Origin of the sequence: Pseudomonas sp. SMV7 (assembly GCF_052041995.1) — a bacterium.
Classification (GTDB): Bacteria; Pseudomonadota; Gammaproteobacteria; order Pseudomonadales; family Pseudomonadaceae; genus Aquipseudomonas.
Window position 1 is genome coordinate 121,171 of record NZ_JBKGGT010000012.1, and the last position, 26,515, is coordinate 147,685.

The following is a 26,515-nucleotide window of genomic DNA, read 5'->3' on the forward strand; positions in this document are numbered from 1 at the left end:
AACTCAGTGCCTGGCCTGCTGCTGGGCCAGGGCGCTGTCGGCGCGAATGTGACGCTGGTCGGCCACCCTGCGGGTCAGGCCAATGCGGTCGAAATATTCCAGAATCTGCACACTGCGTTTGCGACCGATGCCCAACATATCGCGAAACGCGGCAACCTGCACTATCGGCGTGTCCCCGGCCTGCCCCAGCAGCAGCTCTGCCATGCGCCGTAGCGTCGCCTCGGGGTAGAACAGGTCGCGTACCACCTGGTGCACCAGGCCCAGGCGGGCCAGCTTGCGCAGCAACAGGCGCACATCGGCTTCGGCACAGTTTTCCTCGCTCGCCAGCGTCCGGACCCAGGGCGGATCGTATTGCCCTGCAAGCAACCGGGGTTGCAGCCGGGCCCATAACGCACTGTCGGCTTCGCTCAACTGTACCTTGTGCTCGGGCAGGTGCAGCCATGGGCCGCTGCTGGCAATGGCCCCCTCATCGAGCAATTCATCCACCAGGCTGACGAAAGCGGGCCGCTCCAGCGGCAACCCTGCGAAACGGCGCAGACGGTCACGATCCGGGCCCAGTTGGTCGGGTTCCTGCTCGTGGAACAGCGCCAACTGCCCAAGCACCTGGCCCTTGAGCGCCTGCCACTGGTCGTTGGCGAATAGCAGTTGGCCCTGCCGGGTTGCCACTACCCGCGCGTTGTCCGGCAACTGCCAGGTGTCGCGCAGGCGATTGAACTGCCGCTCCAGGCGCTGCGGGTCGATACCACCCGGGGCGCTGGCGAGCAGTGCCGGCAGAGCCTGCTCCAGGTCCTCTGCATCACGTAGCACCTGTAGCTGCCGCAAGCGCTGTTCGCTGCGGCGCTGACGGCTTGGCGCGAACGGGTCGAGCACCTTGCCACCGCCCAGGGTGCGCTGGGCGCGCTGGTCGCGCAGCACCAGGCGGTCGCCATGTACCGCTTGCAGCGGCGCGTTGAGCAATAGCTGGGCGAACATGCGCTGGCCCGCCATCAGGGTTTCACCTTCGAGCAACGCCACCCGGGCGGTGACATCCTGGGTGCCGAGGTGTACGTGCACGGCGCTGAAATGTTCGAAGGTGCGGGTTTCGCCCGGCAACAGGTACAGCTCGACATCGACCCGCACGCTGGGCGCATGCAGCCACCCGGGTACCAGCCAGTCACCGCGGTGCAGTTGCTCTACCGCCAGGCGTTCGGCAGCGATGTTCAGTGCCACCCGCTGGCCCGCTTCGGCGACCAGTGCGGCCTGGTTCTGCGCATGCAGGCCACGCACCCGCACCGGCTTGCCAGCCTTGCCCAGCAGCAAGGTCTCGCCTGCGCTGACCCGCCCGGCCAGCGCGGTGCCGGTCACCACCACACCCGCACCGGTAACGGCGAAAGCGCGGTCGACGGCCAGGCGGAAACCCCCGCGTGTGCTGCGCTGGCGTACCTGCTGTTGCGCCGCCAGCAGGGCCTGGCGCAGGGCATCAATGCCTTCGCCGGTCACGCTCGACAACGGAAACTGCGGCGCCCCGGCATAGGGCCCCGACGACAACAAGGCCTCGACCTGCGCCTGCACTTCGGCCAGGCGCGCGGGCTCAACCCGGTCGCATTTGCTGATTGCCACCAGGGCCTGGGAAATGCCCAGCAGTTCGATGATGGCCAGGTGTTCGCGGGTTTGCGGCATCACCCCATCGTCGGCGGCCACCACCAGCAGCACCAGGTCGATGCCGTGGGCGCCGGCCAGCATGTTGTGAATGAAACGCTCATGGCCCGGCACATCGATGAAGCCGGTCAGCGCGGCTCCCTCGGACAGCGCCGCATAACGGTAGCCAAGGTCGATGGTCATGCCACGGGCGCGCTCTTCCTGGCGCTGGTCCCCGGCCTGGCCGGTCAGCGCCTGCAGCAACGCGGTCTTGCCGTGGTCGATGTGGCCGGCGGTACCTACGATCACTGCACCGGCCCCAATTGCAGGGCAGGCAACTGCGCCAGCCACTGGGCTTCGTCATCCAGCTGGCGCAAGTCCAGCCACAGGGCGTCGTCGTCGATACGGCCGAGCACCGGCACCGGCAGGTCGCGCAAGGCCCGCTCCAGCACATGCAGGCTGCGCCCACGCAGCTTTTTCGACACCTGCGGGCGCAGGCACAGCGCAGCGCTCGGCAGACGCGCTACCGGTTGGCTGCCGCTGCCGATCATGCCCAGTGCCGGCGCCACGCTGACCTGCCATTGCTCACCGAGGCAGGCCTTCAGCTCAGGGGCCAGGCGCTCGGCCTGGGCGTGGATATCGGCCTGGCTGCGGGTCAGCAGGCGCAGGCTGGGCAGGTGGACGGCCAGGCGGTCGGGGTTGCGGTACAGCGCCAGCACCGCTTCGAGCGCTGCGAGGGTGATCTTGTCGACACGCAGCGCGCGCTTGAGCGGGTTCTTCTTGATCCTGGCGATCAGCGCCTTGCGACCGACGATGATCCCGGCTTGCGGCCCGCCCAGCAGCTTGTCACCACTGAAGGTGACGATATCGGCGCCATCGGCGAGGGCCTGGCGCACGGTCGGCTCGGCGGGCAGGCCCCAGCGGGTCAGGTCGAGCAGACTGCCGCTGCCCAGGTCTTCAAGCAGCGGCAAGTCATGTTGGTGGGCGATGCGCGCCAGCTCGGCGGTGGCGACCTGGGTGGTGAAGCCCTGGATGCTGTAGTTGCTGCAATGCACACGCATCAGCAAGCCGGTGCGCGGATTGATGGCGGCCTCGTAATCGCGGGCGTGGGTGCGGTTGGTGGTGCCGACCTCATGCAGCTTGACGCCGGCGCGGGCCATGATGTCGGGAATACGGAAAGCGCCGCCGATTTCGATCAGTTCACCGCGGGAGATGATGCCTTCCTTGCGCGCACCCAGGCTGTTGAGCGCCAGCAGCACGGCGGCGGCATTGTTGTTGACCACGGTGACGGCTTCGGCGCCGGTCAGCTCGCGGATCAGGCCTTCGATCAGGTCGTCGCGGTCACCGCGCTTGCCGGTGGCCAGGTCGAATTCGAGGTTGAGCGGGTAGCGGGCGGCGGTCTGCATGGCCTCGATGGCTTCCTCCGGCAGCAGGGCGCGGCCAAGGTTGGTATGCAGCACGGTGCCAGTAAGGTTGAAGACGCGGCGGACCTGGCTGCGCTGCTGATGGGCCAGGCGTTCGCCGGCGCGGCCCAGCAGGACCTCGGCGGCGAGTTCGGTGGCGCTGAGCTGGCCGTTGCGGGCGGGGTCGCGCAGGTCGTCGAGCAGTTGGCGCAGGGTGGCAAGGACCGTGTCGCGGCCATGGCGGTCGATCAGCGGGAGGCAGGCCGGGTGGCGCAAAAGGGTGTCGATGGAGGGCAGGCGTGGGGTGTCGCTGGCTAGGCTGGAGGACATGCGGTACTACCTTGGACTATTCCGTTGTCTGTTCTGGCCTCTTCGCGGGCGTGCCCGCTCCCACAAGGTTTTGCGCAGGTCCACGTGGGAGCGGGCATGCCCGCAAAAAGGGCGACTCGGTCTTACAGTGTAGACACTCTCCGCTACCCGGGTGCGAGCATCAGGTTCGGTGCCAACCGATGGAAGCCCTCCTCGTCCAGGCGAATATCCAGTGCCAGGCTGGCCAGGTCATCGGCCAGCGGCTCGGCCGCCGCATCGTTTTCCAGGTAGTTCTGCTTCAGGTAGCTGTCGCACCCCGGGCAGCACTCGGCGCGCAGCGGCGCCTTGCCCGGTGCATGGCGGTCATCGTCGAGGCTGGTGTAGCGCAGGTCCTTGCTCGACTCGCAGTACACACACTTGACCCGCACCACATGCCATTCGCAGGCACACAGCGAACAGGCCAGGTAGCGCAGGCCATTGTGCTTGCCGCGGTTGCGCACCACCCCTGCCATCGCCGGCGAACCGCAGGCCGGGCACTGGGCCAGGCTGTCGGCAGGCTTGAGCTCTGGCGTGGGCAGCGCCAACAACCAGCTGGTCCAGGCCGCCTGCAAGGCCGCGCCAATGAACGGCACCAGCGCCGCGGGCACTGCGTGGTACTGGCCGGCGAGCAAGGCTATGCCCCAGCCCTTGCGCTGGTGGTCATCACTGCCACGCAGGGCTTGCAGCGCCTCACCCAACGGACCGCTGGTCTGCACAGCGAAGTGCTCAAGCAAGGCCGTCAACCAGACCAGCCATGGCCCTTCACGCACCAGGCTGTCCGCCGCCAGCGGCGGCAGGCCGTGACTTATGCACAGGCGCTGACGCGCCTCGGCCACCGGCATGCAAGCAGGCTGGTTATCCACAAGCTGCTGCTGGACACGGCACAAGCGGGCCACCAGCTTCAGGTATTCGCCAAGGGCATTGCCCTCGGCCAACTGCTCCAGGCGCGCGGCGCGCAGCTCGAACAGGTTGGCGGGGGGCAGGTGCAGAAACGGCGGCATCACCGCCGATGCTTCGATCTGCCCGGGTTCGAGTATCGTGCTCAAGCGCTCATCCTTCTTTCCGTCCATGACTGCCCGGGGTCTTGTCGCCGGTCACTTCGCGGTACCACAACTCATGGTGCTTGCGCGCCCAGGCGCGGCTGACCCAGCCATGCAGCATGGCGCCGATCGAGCCCTTGATCCAGATGCCGGCGTAGATGTGCACGATGATGCTGAGGATCAGCACGAACGCCGCCAGGGCATGGAGCAAGGTGGCCAGGCGAATGGCGCCTATGTCGAAGTACTGGCTGAACCAGGCACGCCAGATCACCACGCCGCTGAGCAACAGGATCAACATGCACACCAGCAAGGTCCAGAACAGCAGTTTCTGGCCCGCGTTGTACTTGCCGATCGGCGGTACCCCCTCCTCGCTGTTCAACATCACCCGATCGATCCGACGCAGCCACAGGCGATCGTTGGCGGTGATGAAGTTCGCGCGCCAGAACCGTAGCACCAGGCCAAGGAAGAACACGAACATGGCCACGCCCAGGAACGGGTGCAGGATACGCGTCCACGGCCCGCCGCCGAACAAATGGCTGAGCCAGAACAGCGCCGGATGGAACAGCGCCAGCCCCGACAGCCCGGCGAGGACGAACAGGATCGCGACGACCCAGTGGTTGCTGCGCTCGTTGGCGTTGTAGCGCAGGATGGGTTTGTTGTCGTTCATGGTCGCTGCTCCTCCTGCCCAGCGGGCCTGGTCGGGTCATAGACATGCACCGAGGGGTCCACCTGATGCACGCTCTCGTCCGGCGGTACCGGGTGCTCGTCCTCCGCCACGCGCTGCGGCCCGACCCGCACATAGTGGAAGAACCCGGCCAGCACTGCCGCGCCCATGGCCAGCAGCGCCAGCGGCTTGGTAATGCCCTTCCACAGCCCTACCAGCGGGCTGATCACCGGCTGGTCCGGCAGGCCGGCGTACAGCTTCGGCGTGTCGGCATGGTGCAGCACGTACATCACATGGGTACCGCCGACGCCGTCCGGGTCGTACAACCCGGCCTTGTCGTAGCCCCGTGACTTGAGGTCGACGATGCGCTCGGCGGCATGCACCTTCATCTCGTCCTTGCTGCCGAACACGATCGCCCCGGTCGGGCAGGTTTTCACACAGGCCGGCTCCAGGCCCACGGTCACCCGGTCGGAACACAGGGTGCACTTGTACGCCTTGTGGTCCTTTTGCGAGATCCGCGGGATGTTGAACGGGCAGCCGGTGATGCAGTAGCCGCAGCCGATGCAATGGTCCTGGTTGAAATCGACGATGCCGTTGGCGTGCTTGATGATTGCGCCGGGGCTCGGGCAGGCCTTCAGGCAACCCGGCTCGGCGCAATGCATGCAGCCGTCCTTGCGGATCAGCCACTCCAGGTTGCCGTCGTCGCGCTCGTGCTCGGTGAAGCGCATCAGGGTCCAGGTCTCGGCGGTGAGGTCCTGGGGGTTGTCGTAGGTGCCGTGGTTGTGGCCGACCTCGTCACGCAGTTCGTTCCACTCCGAACACGCCACCTGGCAGGCCTTGCAGCCGATGCACTTGGTGGTGTCGATCAGCTTGGCGACTTCCTGCTGCTGGCGTACCGAAGGCGGTACGGTGGTGGTGGCCGAGCGGGCGATGATGTCTTGGCTGGCCATCAGAGTTTCTCCACTTTGACGAGGAACGACTTGGACTCCGGCGTCTGCGTGTTGCCGTCACCGAGGAACGGCACCAGGGTGTTGGTCAGGTAGCCGTGCCGCGTGGTCCCGGTGAAGCCCCAGTGCAGCGGGATGCCGATCTGGTGCACGGTCTGGTTGTTGACCTTGAGCGGACGAATCCGCTTGGTCACCACCGCCACCGCCTCGATATGCCCGCGCTTGCTCGACACCCGTACCCGGTCGCCGGCCTTGATGCCCTTCTCGTTGGCCAGCACCTCGCCGATCTCGACGAACTGCTCGGGCTGGGCAATGGCATTGAGCCGGCAGTGCTTGCTCCAGAAGTGGAAGTGCTCGGTCAACCGGTAGGTGGTCGCCGCATAGGGGAACTCCTCGTGCTTGCCGAGGGTGTCCCACACCGAATCGAAGATCCGCCCGGCCGGGTTGCTGGTGGCCTTCTTGTTCTGTGGATGCAGCGGGTTGATACCAATCGGCGTCTCGAACGGCTCGTAGTGCTCGGGGAACGGCCCTTCGGCCATCTTGTCGATGGCGAAGAAGCGTGCCACCCCCTCGGGGTTCATGATGAACGGGTTCATCCCCGCCTCGGGTGGCGAGTCGACCTTGAAGTCGGGCACGTCGGTGCCAGTCCAGGCCTTGCCGTTCCACCATACCAGGCGCTTTTTCTCAGCGTCCCACGGCTTGCCTTGCGGGTCGCTGGAGGCACGGTTGTAGAGGATGCGGCGGTTGGCCGGCCAGGCCCAGGCCCAGTTCTGCACCTGGTGCATGCCGTACGGGTCGCTGTTGTCGCGGCGAGCCATCTGGTTGCCCTGCTCGGTCCAGCAGCCGGCGAAGATCCAGCAGCCGGACGCGGTGCTGCCGTCGTCCTTCAGTTGGCCGAAGCCCGCGAGTTGCTGGCCGGCCTTGATCACTGCGCCGGTCGGGTCGGTGACGTCGGTCACTGCCCAGCCGTTCATTTCCCTGGCCAGTTCCTCCGGGGATGGCTCTTCGGGAATCTTGTATGGCCAGCTGATGTTCATCAGCGCGTCCGGGTAGGCGCCGCCCTCGGCCTGGTAGCGTTGGCGCAGGCGCAGGAACAGCTCGCTCATGATATGCACGTCGGTGCGCGTCTCGCCCGGGCCGTCGGCGCCCTTCCAGTGCCACTGCAGCCAGCGGCTGCTGTTGACCAGCGAACCGTCCTCCTCGGCGAAGCAGGTAGTGGGCAGGCGGATCACTTCGGTCTGGATATTGGCCGTGTCAACGTCGTTGAATGGCCCGGCATTGCGCCAGAACTCCGAAGTCTCGGTGGCCAGCGGGTCCATGATCACCAGCCATTTGAGCTTGCCCAGGGCGGCGGTGACACGGTTCTTGTCCGGCAGCGCAGCAATCGGGTTGAAACCCTGGCACAGATAGCCGTTGACCTTGCCCTGGCCCATCATTTCGAACATGCGCAGCACGTCGTAAGCCGGCACGTCGAGCTTGGGCAGCCAGTCGTAGCCCCAGTTGTTCTCTGCCGTGGCGTTGGCGCCATACCAGGCCTTCATCAGGCTGACGTGGAACTTGCCGTAGTTCTGCCAGTACGACAGCTGGCCCGGGCGCAATGGCTTGGAGGCACGCTTGTCGATGTAGGCGGCGTAGTCCTGTTCGGCATCGCCGGGCAGGGTCAGGTAACCCGGCAGCGAGTTGGACAGTAGCCCGAGGTCGGTCAGGCCCTGGATGTTGGAGTGCCCGCGCAAGGCGTTGACCCCACCACCGGGCATGCCGACGTTGCCCAGCAGCAACTGGACCATCGCCGCGCTGCGAATGATCTGCGCGCCGATCGAGTGCTGCGTCCAGCCGAGCGCGTAGAGAATCGTCATGGTCTTGCCCGGTACCGAGCAGGTGGCAATCTCTTCCCAGATCTTCAGCATGGCGTCCTGCGGCATGCCACAGGTCATGCTGGCCAGTTCCGCGGTATAGCGGCTGTAGTGCTGCTTCATCAGCTGGAACACGCAACGCGGGTGCTGCAGGGTCGGGTCGACCTTGGCAAAACCGTCCTCACCCAGCTCGTAGCCCCAGCCGGACTTGTCGGCATACACGCGCTTGCCTTCGTCGTAGCCGCTGAACAGCCCGTCCTCGAAGCCATAGCTTTCTTTGACGATGAACGACACGTCGGTGTAGTTGCGCACGTATTCGTGCTGGATCTTGTCGTTGCTCAGCAGGTAGTTGATCAGCCCGCCCATGAAGGCGATGTCGGTACCGGTGCGGATCGGCGCGTAATAGTCCGCCACCGAAGCGGTACGGGTGAACCGCGGGTCGACCACGATCAGCCGCGCCTTGTTGTGCGCCTTGGCCTCGGTCACCCACTTGAAGCCGCATGGATGCGCTTCTGCTGCGTTGCCACCCATCACCAGGACCAGATTCGCGTTGGCGATATCGGACCAGTGGTTGGTCATGGCGCCACGGCCGTACGTCGGGGCAAGACTTGCCACCGTCGGGCCATGTCAGACACGAGCCTGGTTATCGAACCCCAGCATGCCTGTTGCGCGGATGACCTTGTGGGTCAGGTAGCCGGCCTCGCTGGAGGCGGCGGAAGCAGCGAGAAAACCGGTGGTGAGCCAGCGGTTTACCGTTTGCCCCTGGGCGTTCTTCTCGATGAAGTTGGCGTCGCGGTCCTGCTTCATCAGCTCGGCGACGCGGTCGAGCGCCTCGTCCCAGCTGACCCGCACCCACTCCTTGCTGCCCGGCTTGCGTACCTCGGGGTATTGCAGGCGGCTCGGGCTGTGGATGAAATCCAGCAGGCCGGCGCCTTTTGGGCACAGGGTGCCGCGGTTGACCGGGTGGTCGGCGTCACCTTCGATATGGATGATGTTCTGTTTGACGTTCTTGCCCGCATCGCCCTGGCTGTACATGATCAGGCCGCAGCCGACCGAGCAGTAGGGGCAGGTGTTACGGGTTTCTTTGGTATGCGCCAGCTTGAAGTGACGCACCTGCTCGGCGAATGCCGGTGTCGGGGCCATGCCCAACGCCGCAAGGCTCGAGCCTCCAAGGCCGACGGCGGCGACCTTGAAGAATTGCCGACGGTTCAGGTCCATCGTGCACTCCTGATCAGGTGGTGGACGCACGGAACATGGCCGGCGCCTCTTGGTAGTCACGGTGGCGGCCAATTGATGGCTGCCAACAGGTAAGACTAGCCAAGAATCGGGAAGGTGTGATGACCTGGGTCAGGGGATGGGCAGCGGGTTTGACTACCAATCGCTCACCGCTTCTTGGGAACGAAAGCCTCCTTGCCCAAGCCGCAGTCGGGGCAGCGCCATTGCTGCGGAATATCTTCGAATGCCGTACCCGGCTCGATGCCATGTTCCGGGTCACCCCGTGCCGGGTCGTATACATACCAGCAGGTTTCACAATAGTGCTCGGGGACCTGTGTCGTCATCCCTATCTCCTTGCCCATGGCACCTCAGGCTTGCCCTATCCGGCGTAATGCACCGACCAGATAGTCGACCATCACCTTGACCTTCTGTGACACATGCCGCCCAGGCTGATGGAGGATCCACGCCATCCCCTGCAACGCCCCCACGTACTTCCATTCAGGCAGCACTTCCACCAGGTCATTGGCGGCAATCGCTTCGCCAGCCAGCTTGACAGGCAAACAAGAAATACCTAGTCCCGAGAGAGTGGCATTCAATACAGCTTCGGCACTGTCTGAAACGTAACGACCTGAGAAACTAACGTCACAAGCACCCTGTGCCGATAAAAACTCCCAAGTCTGGCTCTCGCTGATATCGGAAAAAGGTATGCAACTGTGATCCGCTAACGCTGAAGGATGTACGGGACGCCCATACTTTTCCAGGTAGCTTTCCGCTGCACAGACTATAAAGTCGACAGGGAACAACCTGCGCGCTACCAACCCTAACGGCGGAGCATCGGTAATCTTGATCCCGATGTCGATGCTTTCAGCGATGAAATCCAGACTACCTTCATTCGAAATGAGTTGCACATTGACATCCGGATAGCGTTCGAGAAATTCCGGAATAAGCTGATGGCATATACCATACAATGAACGGGGCACCGCAATGCGGATGAGACCTTGCGGGCTTTCGAGAAAGCGCTCCTTGAGTTTGAACACATTTGCCGACGACTCAAGCAGTTCTTTACAGTGCGAGTATATCTGAGCTCCCTCGGCATTGACTCTCAGCTGCCGAGTGCTGCGCTCGAGCAATCGAATCGATAACGCATTTTCAAGTTTTGATACCTGCTTGCTGACTGCCGATGCGGTCAAGCCCAACCGGGCCGACGCATCCACAAAACTTCCGGTCTCAACCACGACAGCAAACGCCGCCATGCAAGGCAACATATCTACATGAGCTTTTGGAAAACAGCCTCTATAGTCCATTATTACGATCACTCATATCTATAGGCCAGCAACTAATATATACGCCCTTGGTACAGGCACCCCAAAAATCACCGCAAAAGTTTTTGTTACTGCAAAAGCGTCACCCATAAAGGTGCAGAAGCACAGCTCCTAACAAAACCAGACTGACCCCACCTATCTGAATGACTGACAGCCGCTCGCGATAAAAGGAGTACCCGAGGATCGCGGCAATACCGCCAGACAGTGTGCTAATGACGGTGACGATGGAAATCGAACCATTGAGCGCACCCAAGGAAAACGCAGAGAACCCGCCCAGGTTGAAGAGACTGGCGCCGCATAGTGAGCCAACGGTCTTCATTCTGATTGTCGCGTAGTCCCGCAGCAGCCTGAAGGCCTCTGGAGCTAGAAACATGACCCCCACTGCATAGCCCAGCGCCAACATGTTCACCGGCCCCAACGCCGGCAACGCGAACTTGCCCTGAATCCAGAAGCTGATGCCGTAAAGCATGGCCGCCAGCAAGGCAAACCCTACAGCTATCGTGCTGGTGGTCTTGCGCTCGAGGTCACCACCGTGATCACTGCGACTGGCCAGTAAAACCCCGAAGAAGCAAACGAGAATTCCGCCCACCTGCCAGACTGACAGGGCATCACCGCCCAGCCATGCCAACAGTGTGGTAAAAACGCCATACGAGGTGACTAAGGGCGCCACAACTACAGTTTTGCCGATAGCAAAAGCCTTCGACAGCGCCAATGCCCCCACCACGGTACACAGAGAGGCTACTACCCCCGACCCTATCGCGCGCCAAGGCGCAGAGATGAGTTTTTCCCACTGACTGGCTGAAATTATAACAATCAGTGTCATTAACAAAAGCCCCAGCAATTGCCCGAAAAATACCGCCCGCTTTACCCCAACCGCTCGCGCATTAACGCCGACCAAAAAATCCGTCGCCCCCCAAAACACCGCTGCCAGCAACCCCATGAATACGTCCAAAGTAGTGTTCCTTATTATGAGTTAACCCTGTACTGCCTCAGACAGTAATCGGGTTCACGCCAAAAATCAAACACCCGTATGGGGCGAGGATTTATATCCTACCGCACGCTTGCCAGAGCACTTGCCAAACAGCGAGATCAACGGACTAGTTAATGCCGTTGAAACAAGAGCAAGCATCAAAAGAACACTGTAGGAACTTTCAGACAACACTCCCTCCTGAAGTCCTACGCCAAGTATCACCAATTCCACAAGTCCTTTCGTGTTCATCAGCACGCCAACTTCGATGGAAACAATTGGCTCCAGCCCCGACACCCTTGCGCCAATATATGACCCCAGCACTTTGCCAACTGTTCCACCCAGCAGAAAAAACAGCAACCACAACCAGAGACCAGGCTCGTTTAAAGCACCCAGCGAAACCTGGATACCCGAGCAGGCAAAGAAGATCGGGGTAAGAAACAGATGGCCAAACCTGCCGATCCATCGCCGCCATGCCTGCTCCATCGAGAACAGGTCGTGGAACACGTATGCCGCCATGACCGCACCGATGGCCTGGTGGAAACCGAGCATCGCGGTAACCTGCGCTGATGCCAGACAGTAAATCAAGGCAACCGCGACACGGGAACGCTCACTTAGCGCAGTGTCGCCGACCCGGTTTTTCAACCATGGACGGACCACCAGGAATGTCAGGCTGGCATAAGCCGCCAGACCGCCCACCCTGAATACGCTCTCGAACGTGCCGGCTGCTCCACTGAATTGCAATGTCATTACCAACGCCAGAGCAAACCAGGCGAACACATCGGTGTACACCGCCGCCGAGAGCGCCAATCGACCGGCTTGCCCATCGATGCCTCCATGTTCCTGGATAACCCTCACCAATACCGGCAGTGCAGTCACCGACATTGCGACACCACAGAAGATCACGTAGGACCAGTATGGCTGCGTCGGCGCGATGGATGCCTTCGACCAGGCGCCGATGACACAACCCAGGGAAAACGACAGCACTATTCCGAGGCTAGCGATCAGGGCCGGGGCACGCTGCCCTCCCCGCCGCTGACCGGCACCTGCGGCATGCCAAGGCACTTCGACCATCAGCAAGATAAGCCCCAGTTCGCCGAGCGCTCGGACAACCTCCATCGAGTCGGGTGTCAGCACTTCTGCCGACACTTGCGGAAACCAAGCCCCTAGCAACGTGGGGCCCAGCAATATACCGGCAACGATTTCCCCGATTACCCGGTTCTGGCCGAACATCGTCGCCACACGCCCGCAGACCGCACATGTAAGCAAGATCAAACACACCAGCACTAACCAGTTCGACATGGATTTTCCCTCACCCAAGACCCGCCGTTACCACTATGGTTAGGCAAGCGTCAGCTTCAGACGCTCATGTACCGTCTCCGCATGTCTACGCAGTACTTCAGGATCCTCATGGATGAGGTAGACAAAACCCCAGGTCGATAGAAAGTCCCGTGTCGCCTCGATGACCTCTCCTTTCTCCACGAGAAAGCCAAATTCATGGAACGAATCGAGTTCCTCGACCAGCTTGATACCTTCAATGCCCGTCACAGTGCCGCCCCGTTCAGAAATCAGGCAACAGATGCAGAAATGCTTGCCGTAGTGCGGAACTGCCAAGGTGATTGGCGCGCGGCCCAGGTAGATATCTATGTTGAGGTCGTAGCAGTTCAGCCCGGTGCACAACTCGATCAATGAAGGCACATTTGCCCCTGGCAGGCGACCGTTCTGTTCAATGATGAAGTGCCCCGCCAGGTTGATCTTGAACTCGATATCGTTGATTCCGATATTGGCCTCGATGGCCGAATTGACCTGGGATATGTAGGCAAATGCCTTTCGCGCCTGATCGCTTATGGGCGAAATGGATCGAATGTTGCGATAGACGCTGGGGTGATCGCCGACCCGGATCTTTTCATACTCCGCGAAGCAAAGAATCTGGCGCCCCATCGCCCCCAGATTCGCCGTAACGATGAAGTATTCAGGCCCTTCGACATATGCCTCCACCATTGCATACTTATGCGCCTGCTCCCCTGGCTCGAGATCGCTTTCGATAGCCGCCAGCGCTCTGTACATATCACTTCTGGAATGGCAAACCTTGACATTCCTCGCACCAGTGCCCTGGGTCGGCTTGACCACCACGGGGAAAGCAATTCCCGGATCATGCCCTTCGGCCAGTTCATCCATGGACAGCCTGAACGCAGGCATGACCGGAACCCCCTCGTGCTGCAGCCGACGCTTCATTTCAAGCTTATTGATCCGGGCCGCACAGGTTGGGACCGGGTTGCCCGCCAGCCCCAGATGAGCCGCCAGCCGGTCGCTGATTCGCAATGCTGAATCGGAACCGGGGATGACCGCATGCACCTCCCTTCTCGCTATGCTGACCTTGGCTTGCGCTAGGCACTCGACATGCATCACCTCGTCGAAACCTTCGACTCCATGCAGCTTTTGCAAACGCCCGGGAAATTGCTTGCGGGTGACCAAGGCCAACGCGTAATACCCCTTGTGACGAATGTCCTGTCCGTAGCCCCGGCCCGAACTGATCGGATCGATGACGACCACCGTCTTTCGTTGAGTGCTCATCGCAAACTCCGCATGGTCTTGTACATGTAGTGGTAGTAACGCAGCGCGACGTTGTACCGGATCATCACGCCCAGCGAGAGTTCGCGCACCACATCCTCGCCACACGCCGCGTAATGCTGCAGCACTGTTTCGTACCACGCGGCGCTGTGCCGTGTGTCGATGCTTATATGGGCCTTGTGATAGGCGATCACGTCTTTTGGCAAGCCCAGACGTTCCATGGCCGCCGTGGTGGCCCCAAAGCGTACTGGCGCCGACCCCTCCACCAACCCCATCGCTCCGATAAGGCGTATGTTGTACTCACGGCGTACGGCCCACATCAGCAATATATTGCCGTTCATGAGGCATTCGAGAGGTGGCACCTCCACACTGATACCCGCCCTGCTCAACAGATCACGCATGTAGCTGGACGAGGTGCGGAACATCGTGGTGTGCACGGAGGCGAAATCGCCATTGCCCATTTCATCCCAATAGTTTTCGCCAGCGACCATCTTGCAACGAATCGGCATACCCAACTGAGCTACAGCCATAAGGTCATCGAATGAACCATCCACCATTTCTTCCATGCAGATGTAATAAGCGACTTGTTCGGCACTCGCCTGGTGGCGCATGAAGTCCACGAACAAGCGGATATCTTCATTGATCTTCTTCTCGCACATCACGTACCACGTGAGAAAAGCCTCCTGCGTGGTGGGCAGCTCTCGCAGATCAATCAGGAGCTCCTCGGCGGCGGTCCATTTATCTTCCAGGCACTCCACGATGTTGCGGGACGACCTGATTGACTGTCGTGCGGCGACCAGCTGTGCCGGATCCCCGAGAACACAGCGGTAATAGTCGGCGAGTTGCTGTTGCGTATCACGAGTCATTTGTGTCATTTCCCCTCCTCAGTACAGAACAGTCGGCAATTCACTGGAGTGCAGATCAAAAGCATCATGGGACGGTCCAAACTCGTACAATCGCGTGAGGCGGGTATGTGCTTCGCGCAGAGTGGGGACATGGCCTTCTTCGACCCACCACAACACCCCCCGGGGGCATGAGATGGGATTGAACCACTCCCCTCCACGCCGCATGAACGCCTTGTGTGGGGTGTTGTAGAGAAAGTCTTTGAGTGATGCGACATCCCTCCACAGCGATAGCGTATAGAGATAGCCCTCGCCCCATAACTGATCCAGAAGTGGCTGGTCCTCTTCGATTTCACGCCAGATGAACCCCGGGTGCTGTTCCGCCAGGCCGTTCACATATCTGGTCGAGGAATAGAACTCTTCCATTCTGATGTCCCACTTCGGAAACTTGGGTTTCACCAAGTCGAACTGTGCAAGACTGCGCTTCATGGCACCTCCCAGCCTTGGACTTCGATAATGTTTCGATCGGGGTCACGGACGTATACAAATGTACAAACTCCTACCCCCTCGACAGGCTGCCTCGCCAACTTGCCAAGCAGCCATCCGCCTGCCATGATCACTTTGGCGCATACCGCTTCCAGGTCAGAAACTTCAAATGCGATGTGGGTAAAACCGCGCGAATTGGAAAACTTCTCCGGTTCGTCACGAAAGTAGCGATACTGGAATACTTCCAGCGTCGCGCCGCCCTCCCCGTATCCGGGCAACCGAAGATGAATGCCTTCGATCTCCGGCTCGATCAACCCGGTGCCATCTGCCACCGACTGCCCCGAAAGCCGACGCACAGGGCCGACTGGTACACAACCAAATACATCAATATAAAACTTGGCTAGCTTTTTCCAGTCGGTAGCGATCAGGTTAGTATGTGAATACTTTACCTTGTCCATACACAAACCCTCGAACTTCAGTCCCGGAAGACAAAGGTTTCATGCTCGACTTGCCGGTCCTTGTCCCTCGCTCTTTCCCACGTAGTATTAAGAATGATACGGGTGACATCTTGTGTCAGTGGTTTAACCCGATGCAGCGTGGTGTCGGCCTTGAGCAGATAGACATCACCAGTGAGGTGGAAGTAGGAGTCGATCTTGTTTTCCACCAACAGGTTTTCTACCCGGGGGTTCTGTTTATCCCAGTTCGTATGGGGTACGCACTCCAGCAAGCCTCCAGCCTCGAGTACCGGTGCCTCGACGATCCAAATGATCGTGTAGGGGTAGTCGCCCCAATGCCAACCATGGGTGTCGCCTGACTTGTGCTGGCTGTTGATGATGAAGTTATCCCATTTCCATGGAGTTGGAATGATCTCCTCCTTGACGATATGACCAATCAAACTCATCAGGTAGCGAGATTTATAGGCCTGCGGAATATATCGCCCATGTGCCTCGATGCTTTCCTGGGGTACGTTACTCAAATAGCGCGGTGTATTACCAGTCGATTCAATCAAAAAATCCCGGCGTTTGGAAAAATTCGCCAGCAGGTACTTCACATCGTCGGAAATTTGATTGCGCACTTCAGGATCGATCAAGTGATTAATCTTCAGGTAACCATCTCTAGCGAACCGATGCTGCTCCCAGAAGAAGTCCCGCCCGTCGAAAGGATCTGTCTCCAGTATATCTCGGCCTTGCCCTAGATCTTGTTTAGCAGCTGTACTCTTTGACATAGGAACACTCCGTACTTACTAAGGATTACGTGTTTACTGACACGCTCAAATCCTAATCCTTCACTTTGCACGGATATACCCCACATCCAGACTTGCACTCGTTCCTTAAAGCTTGTAATTCCCTCTGGCAAGTATTGCGTCTTCATTAGCGGACGACCGAGAAAGCCAGTGGTGGGACAGCGCTTGACGGTTTGCCCTTGGGCTTTCCTCTCTATCAAGTTCGTGTCGCGGTACTTTTCATCAGGTCGACGATGCGCTCATGCCCCCAGCTGACACGCACCCACTCGTTACTGCCCGACTTGCGCATTTCTGGGTACTTGGGGCGGCTTGGGCTGCGGACAAAGTCGAGCAGGCCGTAGTCGACCGAGCAGTAGGTACTAGTGGAGAAGGTGCGATGACATGATTCAGCTAAAGACACGCCGCGATGCTTGTCCGCAGCGTCAGGCAAAATGGTTCGATCAAATGGAAGGGTAAGTTGCTGCTCATCAGCGAGGCGTTGGCTGGCGAGAAAGATCGACCTCAAAGAGGTAGAGGATGATGTCTGGGATGTGTTCCTGTGTGTCCAGGTCCTGGGGAGGCTTGAGCGCGGTCAAAACCGCGTCCAAGCCTCAAATATAAATCATGTCCCCGGCTTACGATGTAAACGATGTATCCGGTTGTACACCGCGAACACCGGCAACACCGGTGCCATCCACCACCGGCCGGTCAGCAAAGCGGCAGGTTGCGCACCACATTCAGCGCGGCGCTGCTCTGCGCCACCAGCATGATCTTGACGGTATTGATGTTCACATGCCCCGGCTGCTCGGCAATCCAGGCCACCGTGGCGGCAATGTCGTCGGGCAGGATGGCCTGCACATCCCGATACAGGGCCTGCACGGCCTCCAGGTCACCAGTGAGGCGCACCACCGAGAAATCAGTGCCCGAGCACAGCCCCGGCTCGATGTTGCTTACCCGTACCCAGGTACCGGCCAGGTCGGCACGCAGGTTGAGGCTGAACTGGCGGACAAAAGCCTTGCTGGCGCCATAGAAGTTGCCGCCTGGGTAGGGATAAGTGCCGGCAATGGAGCCGATGTTGATGATCATGCCGCTGTCGGCTTCGACCATCTGTGGCAGGATCTTGTGCGTGACCATGGCTAGGCCGGTGATGTTGGTGTCGATCATGCCCTGCCAGTTTTCCGCACTGCTGGCCTGGGCACGGTCTACGCCCAGCGCCAGCGGAATGAAATGCACCCCCAGCTCGCTTCCAGCGACTGCAGCTTGTCCATGCGCCGGGCACCGCCGACCACGCGATAGCCCTTGCTGACCAAGGTGCGACAGATGGCACGGCCAAAGCCTGCGGAAGCGCCGGTAACAAAGGCCACCAGCGCACCGATGTTGGACGCGAAATTGAAGGTCTTGGAGTTGGCCGAGCTGGAAACCAGGTCCATGCGCAGCAGGTAATGGAAGGCGATGATGAACATGCTGCCGGTACCAGGGCCGAAGAAGCCGTCATAGAAACCGATGGCCAGGCAGGTCAGCGGGACCACGGTAAACAGCATGCGCGACGACAACTCGCGCTCCTCGACTGGGCGATCCTTCGGTGTGAGGAAGATGAGGATGCCGAACGGAATCAGCGCCAGGATGATCTTGCCTACGAGTGTGCTGCCGGCACTGCGCATCGGTTATCTGTAGGCCCCGCCGCAAACCCTTTCGCGGTTATCCTCGATGGTCCGCAGCAGCGTCTGGTTGCCATCGCCACTGATGGCGCAACTGGCCAGCAACCTGATCAACAGCGGCATGGCCGACCAACTGGTACGGGTTCACCAGGACGAAGCTGCAGCGCGCCAGCAAATGGCGCTGGAAATTCTTGGCAGGTACAAGATCCGCAGCCAGCCGAACAACTTCCACATCTAGCTGGAACTACCGGAACCGTGGACCAGCGACGAATTTGCCAACCTGGCGCGCAACAACGGCGTGATGGTCGTCAGCGGCAGCCAGTTCCTGCCAGAGCGCAGCCGTGCCACCTGCGGGGTTCGTATCGCCTTGATGGCGCCCAAGCGCGAGGAACTGGGGTTTGCCCTGACCAAGTTGGTCAGCTTGCTGGACTCGCCGGAACCGCGGTTGTTCTATTGAATAAAACCGGTATTGGCTTAGCCGCGTCATTTGCGGGTGCTTGGCGCCCCTTTCGCTACACGGCCGGCCCAACAGGCACTGACTGTTACAGAACTGTATTTGTTGCTGTCGTCCAAACAAATGCCCAGAACGGTACCCGCCAAAAGAACGGCGGGCAGACCGTCAGTTAAGAGGCATTATTTTAATCAATGATGAATTTTAACTAGTAAGATCGGACATGCTCACCCGACTACGAGTTCAGAGTCACATGGAAGTTGTCTCCTCCCAGGTGTCGTACGGAAACCTGACCGCTGACATCTCGCCCGTCTTCCGTTACGAACTTGTAACGAGGCAGAAGAAAATCCTCTGGATGAATAATACCTTCATTCCGCCGCTTGCCGCCCAATGCCATCAACAACCCGCCGGCCATTGCAACGAGACCAGGGTTTGCTTGTATGTATTGGATCAGGGTAGGGCCTGAAAATCGATCATAATAGATGACCTCAGGCCCCCACAACTTGATGCCAATGCCCAGCGCCGACACTGCGAAACCAATGACCATTAGCACCCTGCCGTAGAACACAGGGTCTCCAGCAGGCCCCTCAAGATGATCGGCATACTTCTCCGAAAAACCGGAGACACTATACTCTTGTACCTCTGGCCTCAGGTCTATTTGACCTAATAAGCTTTCCCCCTCACCGCTTTGCATGACCCACCTCATTACAAACGGTGGATACTAAGCGATCCAGGCAGCGAAAACTGCGCTCCGCTAGAACTTCAGAAATGTCTGATACTCAAGGTTAACTTTTCCCAAAACCTCGGGTTCGCTCGAAAAAAAACCCAAGGCAACTGCCTTGGGCTTTTAGTCTTTCCAGCTGCTTAGCGGCTCGGATCAGAACGGAATATCGTCATCGAAGCTGTCGAAGTCCGCCGCCGGTTGCGGTGCCGGCTGTTGTGGCGCCGGGCGCTGAGGAGCCTGTTGCGGGCGCGGGGCTTGCTGGCGTGGGGCCTGATTGTACTGCTGCTGGCCACCGCCATAGTTGCCGCCAGCTTGATTGTACGGGTCACCGCCCTGCTGCTGGCCCTGCGGACGGCCGCCGAGCAGCTGCATGGTGCCGTTGATGTCGACGATGATCTCGGTCGTGTAGCGCTTGATACCGTCTTTTTCCCATTCACGGGTCTGCAGCTTGCCTTCGATGTAGCACTGCGAACCCTTGCGCAGGTATTCGCCGGCGATTTCGGCAACCTTGCCGAACAGCGACACACGGTGCCATTCGGTACGCTCGACCTTCTGGCCCGACTGCTTGTCGGTCCACTGCTCGCTGGTAGCCAGGCTCAGGTTGGTCACGGCGTTACCGTTGGGCAGGTAGCGGACTTCGGGATCCTGGCCACAGGTGCCGACCAGAATGACTTTGTTAACCCCACGGGCCATAACGTTCTCCTAGGCTTCGCACGCCGAAGAGGCCGGGTTCACCAGGCGCTCGAGGGTCGTACGGTCCAAAATTTTCGTATCCAGTTTGATATAGATGGCGGCCTCTTCTGCCACCACGACGGCGTCGGTCACGCCCGGTACGGCCATCAGACGTTCGGTCAGGCCGGCTTCCCGGACTGCCTCTGGCGTCAGCGGCATGCGCAGGCTGGTCACATAAGGTGGCTCGTTCATGCGCAAGGCAACGACCAACCAGATGGCACACAGTACCGCACAACCGAGGAACACCATGTTCAGCCCACCGTGCTGGAACAACCAGCCACCGAGGATTCCTCCAAGGGCAGCGCCGAGGAACTGGCTGGTGGAGTACACCCCCATTGCCGTTCCCTTGCCACCTGCAGGCGACACCTTGCTCACCAGCGAAGGCAGCGACGCCTCCAGCAGGTTGAATGCAGTAAAGAATACCACGGTGCCAACCACCAGTCCGCGCAAACCGTCAGCCCACTCCCAGAAGTATATCTCCGTCAGCAGCAGGACACTCACCGCACCGGCCAGCACGCGCTTCATCTTGCGCTTTTTTTCGCCATAGATGATGAACGGGACCATTGCAAAAAATGAGATGAACAACGCGGTCAGGTACACCCACCAGTGCTGCTCCTTCGGCAGGCCACCGCGCTCGACGAAGGCCAGTGGCAACGCGACGAAGCTGGCCATGAGGATGGCATGCAGGATGAAAATGCCCGCGTCCAGGCGCAGCAAGTCCGGATGGCGCAGGGTCGGGCCGATCGCCTGGCGTGCCACCCCCGACTCGCGGTGCTGCAGGATGCTGTGGGTGTTGGGCACGACAAAGGCGATCAGCAGAATACCCACCAGGGCAAGTCCGGCCGTGGCCAGGAACAATCCTGACAAGCCAAAGGCACTTGTCAGTAACGGGCCAACGACCATGGCGACGGCAAACGAAAGGCCGATGCTCATGCCGATCATGGCCATGGCCTTGGTTCGGTGTTGCTCGCGGGTAAGGTCGGACAGCAGCGCCATGACCGCAGCGGAAATCGCCCCGGCGCCCTGTAGAATACGCCCGGCGATCACCCCCCAGATGGAGTCGGCCTGGGCCGCCAGGACACTACCCAGGGCAAAGATGACCAGCCCCAGGTAAATCACCGGCCGGCGGCCGATGCGGTCGGAAATCATCCCGAACGGAATCTGCAATACGGCCTGGGTGAGGCCATAGGCACCAATGGCCAGGCCGATCAGTGCTGGTGTGGCACCGGCCAGGTCCATGCCGTAGGTGGCCAGCACCGGCAAGACCATGAACATGCCCAGCATACGAAAGGCAAAGACCAGGGCCAGGCCGCCAGCGGCGCGGGTTTCGCCGCCACTCATGCGTTCGTTGTGGGTGTCGTGCATGGATTAATCTCGTGTGAACCGGCGGCGATTCTATCAGTCCGACAGCTTGACGGCATCTACGCGACGCTTTGCCGCGTACTGGCAGCGCGCCGTATACTTCCTTGTTTATGCCCGCCGAGCGAGGCCGCAGTGGACAAGATCCTGATTCGTGGGGCACGCACCCACAACCTGAAGAACATCGACCTGACCCTGCCCCGGGACAAGCTGATCGTGATCACCGGCCTGTCCGGTTCGGGCAAGTCATCCCTGGCATTCGACACCCTCTATGCCGAAGGCCAGCGTCGCTATGTGGAATCGCTGTCGGCCTATGCCCGGCAGTTCCTGTCGATGATGGAAAAGCCCGACGTCGACACCATCGAAGGCCTGTCGCCGGCCATTTCCATCGAGCAGAAGTCGACCTCGCACAACCCCCGTTCCACGGTCGGCACCATCACCGAAATCTACGACTACCTGCGCCTGTTGTATGCCCGCGTCGGTACCCCACGCTGCCCGGACCACGATATCCCGCTGGAGGCGCAAACGATCAGCCAGATGGTCGACCTGGTGCTGGAGCGCCCGGAAGGCAGCAAGCTGATGCTGCTGGCCCCGGTAGTGCGTGAGCGCAAGGGCGAGCACCTGGCGGTGTTCGACGAACTGCGCGCCCAGGGCTTCGTCCGGGCACGGGTCAACGGCAAGCTCTACGAACTCGATGAGCTACCCAAGCTGGACAAGCAGAAGAAGCACAGCATCGACGTGGTGGTCGACCGCTTCAAGGTGCGCGCCGACCTGCAGCAACGCCTGGCCGAGTCGTTCGAGACTGCTCTCAAGCTGGCCGACGGCATCGCCCTCGTGGCGCCGATGGATGACGAACCTGGCGAAGAAATCATTTTCTCCGCACGCTTCGCCTGCCCGGTCTGCGGCCATGCCATCAGCGAACTGGAACCGAAGCTGTTCTCCTTCAACAACCCTGCCGGCGCCTGCCCGACGTGTGATGGCCTGGGGGTCAAGCAGTTCTTCGACACCAAGCGCCTGGTCAACGCCGAACTCACCCTGGCCGAAGGCGCGATACGCGGCTGGGACCGGCGCAACGTTTACTACTTCCAGATGCTGGGCTCGCTGGCTGCGCATTATGGTTTCAGCCTGGAGGAGCCGTTCGGCGAGCTCTCGGCGGAACACCAGAAGGTAATCCTGCAGGGCAGCGGCAAGCAGAGTGTCGACTTCAAGTACCTCAACGACCGGGGCGATATCGTCAAGCGCTCGCACCCGTTCGAAGGCATCGTGCCGAACCTCGAACGGCGCTATCGCGAAACCGAGTCGGCCACCGTGCGTGAGGAGCTGGCCAAGTTCCTCGGCACCCAGCCCTGCCCGGATTGCCGCGGCACTCGCCTGCGCCGCGAAGCACGCCATGTGTGGGTGGGCGAAAAGACCCTGCCGGCGGTGACCAACCTGCCGATCGGTGAAGCCAGCAACTACTTCGGCGACCTGAGCCTGACCGGTCGCCGTGGCGAAATCGCCGCGAAGATCCTCAAGGAAATCTGCGAACGCCTGCAGTTCCTGGTCAACGTCGGCCTCGACTACCTCACCCTCGACCGCAGCGCCGATACCCTGTCCGGGGGCGAGGCACAGCGTATTCGTCTGGCCAGCCAGATCGGCGCCGGCCTGGTGGGGGTGATGTATATCCTTGATGAACCATCCATCGGCCTTCATCAACGTGACAACGACCGCCTGCTGGCCACCCTCAACCACCTGCGCGACCTGGGCAACACGGTGATCGTGGTAGAACACGACGAGGACGCCATCCGCTTGGCCGACTACGTCGTGGACATCGGCCCGGGCGCCGGCGTGCATGGCGGCAAGATCGTCGCCGAAGGCACGCCGCAGGAAGTCATGGCTCACCCCGACTCGCTGACCGGCAAGTACCTGTCCGGGCGCAAGAAGATCGTCGTGCCGGCCAAGCGCACGCCGCGCAACAAGAAGCTGCAACTCAAGCTCAAGGGCGCACGTGGCAACAACCTGCAGAACGTCGATCTGGAAATCCCGATCGGCCTGCTGACCTGCGTGACCGGGGTATCCGGCTCGGGCAAGTCGACGCTCATCAACAATACCCTTTTCCCTCTGGCGGCCACCGCCCTGAACGGCGCGAGCAGCCTGGAGGCTGCGCCGCACAGCAGCATGGATGGCCTGCAGCACCTGGACAAGGTAGTGGATATCGACCAGAGCCCGATTGGCCGTACCCCGCGTTCGAACCCGGCAACCTACACCGGCATTTTCACGCCGATCCGCGAGTTGTTCGCTGGCGTTCCGGAATCGCGCTCACGCGGTTATGGCCCCGGGCGGTTCTCGTTCAACGTCAAGGGCGGCCGTTGCGAAGCCTGCCAGGGCGACGGCCTGATCAAGGTGGAGATGCACTTCCTGCCGGACATCTACGTGCCGTGCGATGTGTGCAAGAGCAAGCGATACAACCGCGAAACGCTGGAGATCAAGTACAAGGGCAAGAACATCCACGAAGTGCTGGAGATGACCATCGAAGATGCACGCGAGTTCTTCGACGCGGTGCCGGCGCTGGCGCGCAAGCTACAGACCTTGATGGACGTGGGGCTGTCCTACATCAAGCTGGGGCAGTCGGCGACCACGTTGTCGGGTGGCGAGGCACAGCGGGTGAAACTGTCGCGGGAGCTGTCCAAGCGTGATACCGGCAAGACCCTCTACATCCTCGACGAGCCGACCACGGGCCTGCATTTTGCCGATATCCAGCAGTTGCTGGACGTACTGCATCGCCTGCGCGACCACGGTAATACCGTGGTGGTGATCGAGCACAACCTGGACGTGATCAAGACTGCGGACTGGCTGGTCGACCTGGGGCCGGAGGGTGGCTCGAAAGGTGGACAGATCATTGCCTGCGGTACGCCGGAAGAACTGAGCGAAATGAAGCAGTCCTATACCGGGCATTACCTGAAACCGCTTCTGGAGCGGGATCGGGCTTGAGGAAACTGGGGGCGCTCTGCGCCCCCGGAATATTACATCTGCGACTGCAGGTAGTTCTCGAGGCCAATGGCTTTGATCAACCCCTGCTGCTTTTCCAGCCAGTAGGTGTGATCTTCTTCGGTATCGGCCAGCTGCGCGCGCAGGATGTCGCGGCTGACGTAGTCCTTGTGCAACTCGCACAGTTCGATGCCTTTGCACAAAGCGGCGCGCACCTTGTACTCGAGCTTGAGATCAGCCTCGATCATTTCCGGCACGGTGCTGCCCACTTCCAGATCGTCCGCGCGCATGTCCGGTGTACCTTCGAGCATGAGGATACGCCGCATCAGGGCGTCGGCATGTTGCGTCTCTTCTTCCATCTCGTGGTTGATGCGCTCGTAGAGCTTGGACAGGCCCCAATCTTCGTACATACGCGAGTGAATGAAGTACTGGTCGCGCGCAGCCAGTTCGCCCTTCAACAGCGTGACGAGATAGTTGATTACGTCCGGGTGGCCTTGCATCGCCCTGTTTCTCCATGTGAAAACGTCTATGCCACATAGTGTGAACCAGCTTTTGCCTGCGGTCACTGAGAAATGCGCAATAACAAGCAAAAAACGGCTAAACAGTAGTGATATTCATTGAAAAACCGCCCAAATGAGGGCGGTTCTTCTTATCACTTCGACTCAGGCAAGCTCAATGCCCAACGCCTTGGCAACCCCCTCGCCGTAGGCCGGATCGGCTTTGAAGAAGTACTGCAGCTGACGCTGGATCACGTCCTGGCTTACCCCGGCCATGGTCCCGGCGATGTTGTTGATCAGCAGGGCCTTCTGCTCATCGCTCATGAGGCGGAACAGCGCGCCGGCATGGCTGTAGTAATCGCTGTCTTCACGATGGTCGTAGCGGCCCGCCGTCCCCTCCAGAGCCAGGGCTGGCTCGGCATGCCGCGGCGATTGCTTCGGCGCCTCGCTATAGCTGTTGGGCTCATAATTCGGCGCGCTGCCGTAGCTGCCGGTCGCCATCGAGCCATCGCGCTGATAGCTGTTGACCGGGCAACGCGGCGCGTTCACCGGCAATTGCTGGTGGTTGGTACCCACTCGGTAGCGGTGCGCATCAGCGTAGGCGAATACACGACCTTGCAGCATGCGGTCCGGCGACAGGCCAACACCCGGCACCATGTTGCTTGGGCCAAAGGCAGCCTGCTCGACCTCGGCGAAGTAGTTCAATGGGTTGCGGTTGAGCTCAAGCACACCCACCTCGATCAGCGGATAGTCCTTCTGCGACCAGGTCTTGGTCACGTCGAAGGGGTTCTCTTCACGCCTGGCAGCCTCGGCTTCGCTCATGACCTGGATGCATACAGTCCAACGCGGGTAGTCGCCGCGCTCAATGGCCTCGAAGAGATCGCGCTGGGCGTAATCCGGATCAGTACCCGCCAGGCGTGCAGCATCTGCCGGAGCGAGGTTCTTGATTCCTTGCTGGGTCTTGAAGTGCCATTTGACCCAGGTACGTTGCCCCTCGGCATTGATCAGGCTGTAGGTATGGCTGCCAAAGCCGTGCATGTGTCGATAGCCGTCCGGGATGCCGCGGTCGGAGAACAGGATGGTGACCTGGTGCAGCGCCTCGGGGGAGTGCGACCAGAAGTCCCACATCATCTGCGCGTTTTTCAGGTTGGTTTGTGGGTGACGCTTCTGGGTATGAATGAAGTCGGGGAACTTCAGCGGGTCGCGGATGAAAAATACCGGCGTGTTGTTGCCCACGATGTCCCAGTTGCCTTCCTCGGTGTAGAACTTCACGGCAAAGCCACGCGGATCGCGCTCGGTATCGGCAGAGCCACGCTCACCACCTACGGTGGAAAAGCGCAGGAAGGTCTCGGTCTGCTTGCCGACCTGCTCAAACAGCTTGGCACTGGTGTAACCCGTGATATCGCGGGTAACGGTAAAGGTACCGTAGGCACCCGAGCCCTTGGCGTGTACGCGTCGCTCAGGGATATTCTCGCGGTTGAAATGGGCAAGCTTCTCGATCAGGTGGAAATCGTCGAGCAACAGCGGACCACGGGGGCCGGCGGAACGGGAATTCTGGTTATCGGCTACAGGGGCACCGCTGGCGGTGGTCAGAATCTTGCTCATGGGCTCTCCATATCGGTCTTCAAGC

Annotated in this window: 21 protein-coding genes and 4 pseudogenes; 2 read left to right on the forward strand and 23 right to left on the reverse strand. The window is 60.5% G+C overall.

The annotated features are described in order from the left end of the window. Positions 1-3 precede the first annotated feature (3 nt). From selB to ACLEJP_RS16340, 18 genes and pseudogenes are all read right to left on the reverse strand, one after another. Entirely contained in the window at positions 4-1,926 is a 1,923-nt protein-coding gene (gene selB / locus ACLEJP_RS16255) for a selenocysteine-specific translation elongation factor (RefSeq protein WP_440808018.1), read from the reverse strand. Continuing rightward, the gene (gene selA / locus ACLEJP_RS16260; RefSeq protein ID WP_440808021.1) at positions 1,923-3,350 is read right to left on the reverse strand and encodes an L-seryl-tRNA(Sec) selenium transferase; all 1,428 of its coding nucleotides are present in this window, start codon (positions 3,348-3,350) and stop codon (positions 1,923-1,925) included. Before selA ends, selB begins: the two co-directional genes overlap by 4 nt. 143 nt (positions 3,351-3,493) lie before the next feature. Then, the gene (gene fdhE / locus ACLEJP_RS16265; protein WP_440808024.1) at positions 3,494-4,414 is read right to left on the reverse strand and encodes a formate dehydrogenase accessory protein FdhE; all 921 of its coding nucleotides are present in this window, start codon (positions 4,412-4,414) and stop codon (positions 3,494-3,496) included. 4 nt (positions 4,415-4,418) lie between these two features. Then, a complete protein-coding gene (locus ACLEJP_RS16270) occupies positions 4,419-5,075 on the reverse strand; it encodes a formate dehydrogenase subunit gamma (protein WP_440808027.1) in 657 nt (218 codons plus the stop codon). Beyond that, positions 5,072-6,022, reverse strand: coding sequence for a formate dehydrogenase subunit beta (fdxH, locus tag ACLEJP_RS16275; RefSeq protein WP_225780177.1), 951 nt, complete (start codon positions 6,020-6,022; stop codon positions 5,072-5,074). The genes ACLEJP_RS16270 and fdxH overlap by 4 nt, the downstream gene beginning before the upstream one ends. Further along, the gene (fdnG, locus tag ACLEJP_RS16280; protein ID WP_440808030.1) at positions 6,022-9,090 is read right to left on the reverse strand and encodes a formate dehydrogenase-N subunit alpha; all 3,069 of its coding nucleotides are present in this window, start codon (positions 9,088-9,090) and stop codon (positions 6,022-6,024) included. Before fdnG ends, fdxH begins: the two co-directional genes overlap by 1 nt. 164 nt (positions 9,091-9,254) lie before the next feature. Beyond that, a complete protein-coding gene (locus ACLEJP_RS16285; protein ID WP_440808033.1) occupies positions 9,255-9,431 on the reverse strand; it encodes a rubredoxin in 177 nt (58 codons plus the stop codon). A 24-nt stretch (positions 9,432-9,455) separates the two neighbouring features. After that, positions 9,456-10,391 (reverse strand): LysR family transcriptional regulator, encoded by a 936-nt coding sequence (locus ACLEJP_RS16290; RefSeq protein ID WP_440808035.1) that lies wholly within the window; start codon positions 10,389-10,391, stop codon positions 9,456-9,458. Positions 10,392-10,491: 100 nt separating this feature from the next. After that, the gene (locus tag ACLEJP_RS16295) at positions 10,492-11,361 is read right to left on the reverse strand and encodes an EamA family transporter (protein ID WP_440808038.1); all 870 of its coding nucleotides are present in this window, start codon (positions 11,359-11,361) and stop codon (positions 10,492-10,494) included. Positions 11,362-11,427: 66 nt separating this feature from the next. Next, positions 11,428-12,678, reverse strand: coding sequence for a cation:proton antiporter (locus ACLEJP_RS16300; protein WP_440808040.1), 1,251 nt, complete (start codon positions 12,676-12,678; stop codon positions 11,428-11,430). 39 nt (positions 12,679-12,717) lie between these two features. Further along, positions 12,718-13,950: an ATP-grasp domain-containing protein gene (locus ACLEJP_RS16305; RefSeq protein ID WP_440808043.1), complete on the reverse strand. Its 1,233-nt coding sequence runs from the start codon at positions 13,948-13,950 to the stop codon at positions 12,718-12,720. Continuing rightward, complete coding sequence (locus ACLEJP_RS16310; protein ID WP_440808045.1) at positions 13,947-14,822, reverse strand: iron-containing redox enzyme family protein; 876 nt, start codon at positions 14,820-14,822, stop codon at positions 13,947-13,949. The genes ACLEJP_RS16305 and ACLEJP_RS16310 overlap by 4 nt, the downstream gene beginning before the upstream one ends. A gap of 9 nt (positions 14,823-14,831) precedes the next feature. Next, the gene (locus ACLEJP_RS16315; RefSeq protein WP_440808047.1) at positions 14,832-15,278 is read right to left on the reverse strand and encodes a DUF3291 domain-containing protein; all 447 of its coding nucleotides are present in this window, start codon (positions 15,276-15,278) and stop codon (positions 14,832-14,834) included. Then, positions 15,275-15,733 (reverse strand): VOC family protein, encoded by a 459-nt coding sequence (locus tag ACLEJP_RS16320; protein WP_440808049.1) that lies wholly within the window; start codon positions 15,731-15,733, stop codon positions 15,275-15,277. Before ACLEJP_RS16320 ends, ACLEJP_RS16315 begins: the two co-directional genes overlap by 4 nt. A gap of 17 nt (positions 15,734-15,750) precedes the next feature. Next, positions 15,751-16,500: a HalD/BesD family halogenase gene (locus ACLEJP_RS16325; RefSeq protein WP_440808051.1), complete on the reverse strand. Its 750-nt coding sequence runs from the start codon at positions 16,498-16,500 to the stop codon at positions 15,751-15,753. Positions 16,501-16,658: 158 nt separating this feature from the next. Continuing rightward, a pseudogene (locus ACLEJP_RS16330) lies at positions 16,659-16,861 on the reverse strand (hypothetical protein); the annotation flags it as partial. A gap of 344 nt (positions 16,862-17,205) precedes the next feature. Beyond that, a pseudogene (locus ACLEJP_RS16335) lies at positions 17,206-17,861 on the reverse strand (SDR family NAD(P)-dependent oxidoreductase). Further along, positions 17,847-18,137: pseudogene (locus ACLEJP_RS16340) on the reverse strand (TSUP family transporter); the annotation flags it as partial. The pseudogenes ACLEJP_RS16335 and ACLEJP_RS16340, both read right to left, overlap by 15 nt. Between ACLEJP_RS16340 and ACLEJP_RS16345 the strand changes: the two are divergent. Continuing rightward, positions 18,127-18,612 (forward strand): annotated as a pseudogene (locus ACLEJP_RS16345) (PLP-dependent aminotransferase family protein); the annotation flags it as partial. The pseudogenes ACLEJP_RS16340 and ACLEJP_RS16345 sit on opposite strands and share 11 nt — an antisense overlap. A 229-nt stretch (positions 18,613-18,841) precedes the next feature. Here the strand turns inward: ACLEJP_RS16345 and ACLEJP_RS16350 are convergent. From ACLEJP_RS16350 to ACLEJP_RS16360, 3 genes are all read right to left on the reverse strand, one after another. Continuing rightward, a complete protein-coding gene (locus ACLEJP_RS16350) occupies positions 18,842-19,300 on the reverse strand; it encodes a hypothetical protein (protein ID WP_440808054.1) in 459 nt (152 codons plus the stop codon). 183 nt (positions 19,301-19,483) lie between these two features. After that, positions 19,484-20,023, reverse strand: coding sequence for a single-stranded DNA-binding protein (locus ACLEJP_RS16355; RefSeq protein ID WP_170027998.1), 540 nt, complete (start codon positions 20,021-20,023; stop codon positions 19,484-19,486). Between the two features lie 9 nt (positions 20,024-20,032). Then, complete coding sequence (locus tag ACLEJP_RS16360; RefSeq protein WP_440808057.1) at positions 20,033-21,427, reverse strand: MFS transporter; 1,395 nt, start codon at positions 21,425-21,427, stop codon at positions 20,033-20,035. A 129-nt stretch (positions 21,428-21,556) separates the two neighbouring features. Between ACLEJP_RS16360 and uvrA the strand changes: the two genes are divergently transcribed. Then, positions 21,557-24,391, forward strand: a complete 2,835-nt coding sequence (gene uvrA, locus ACLEJP_RS16365; RefSeq protein WP_440808059.1) for an excinuclease ABC subunit UvrA — start codon at positions 21,557-21,559, stop codon at positions 24,389-24,391. 32 nt (positions 24,392-24,423) lie between these two features. Here uvrA and bfr read toward each other — a convergent pair whose 3' ends face one another. Next, positions 24,424-24,888, reverse strand: a complete 465-nt coding sequence (bfr, locus tag ACLEJP_RS16370; protein WP_084857331.1) for a bacterioferritin — start codon at positions 24,886-24,888, stop codon at positions 24,424-24,426. A 162-nt stretch (positions 24,889-25,050) separates the two neighbouring features. Next, positions 25,051-26,490 (reverse strand): catalase, encoded by a 1,440-nt coding sequence (locus ACLEJP_RS16375; protein ID WP_440808061.1) that lies wholly within the window; start codon positions 26,488-26,490, stop codon positions 25,051-25,053. Positions 26,491-26,515 lie beyond the last annotated feature (25 nt).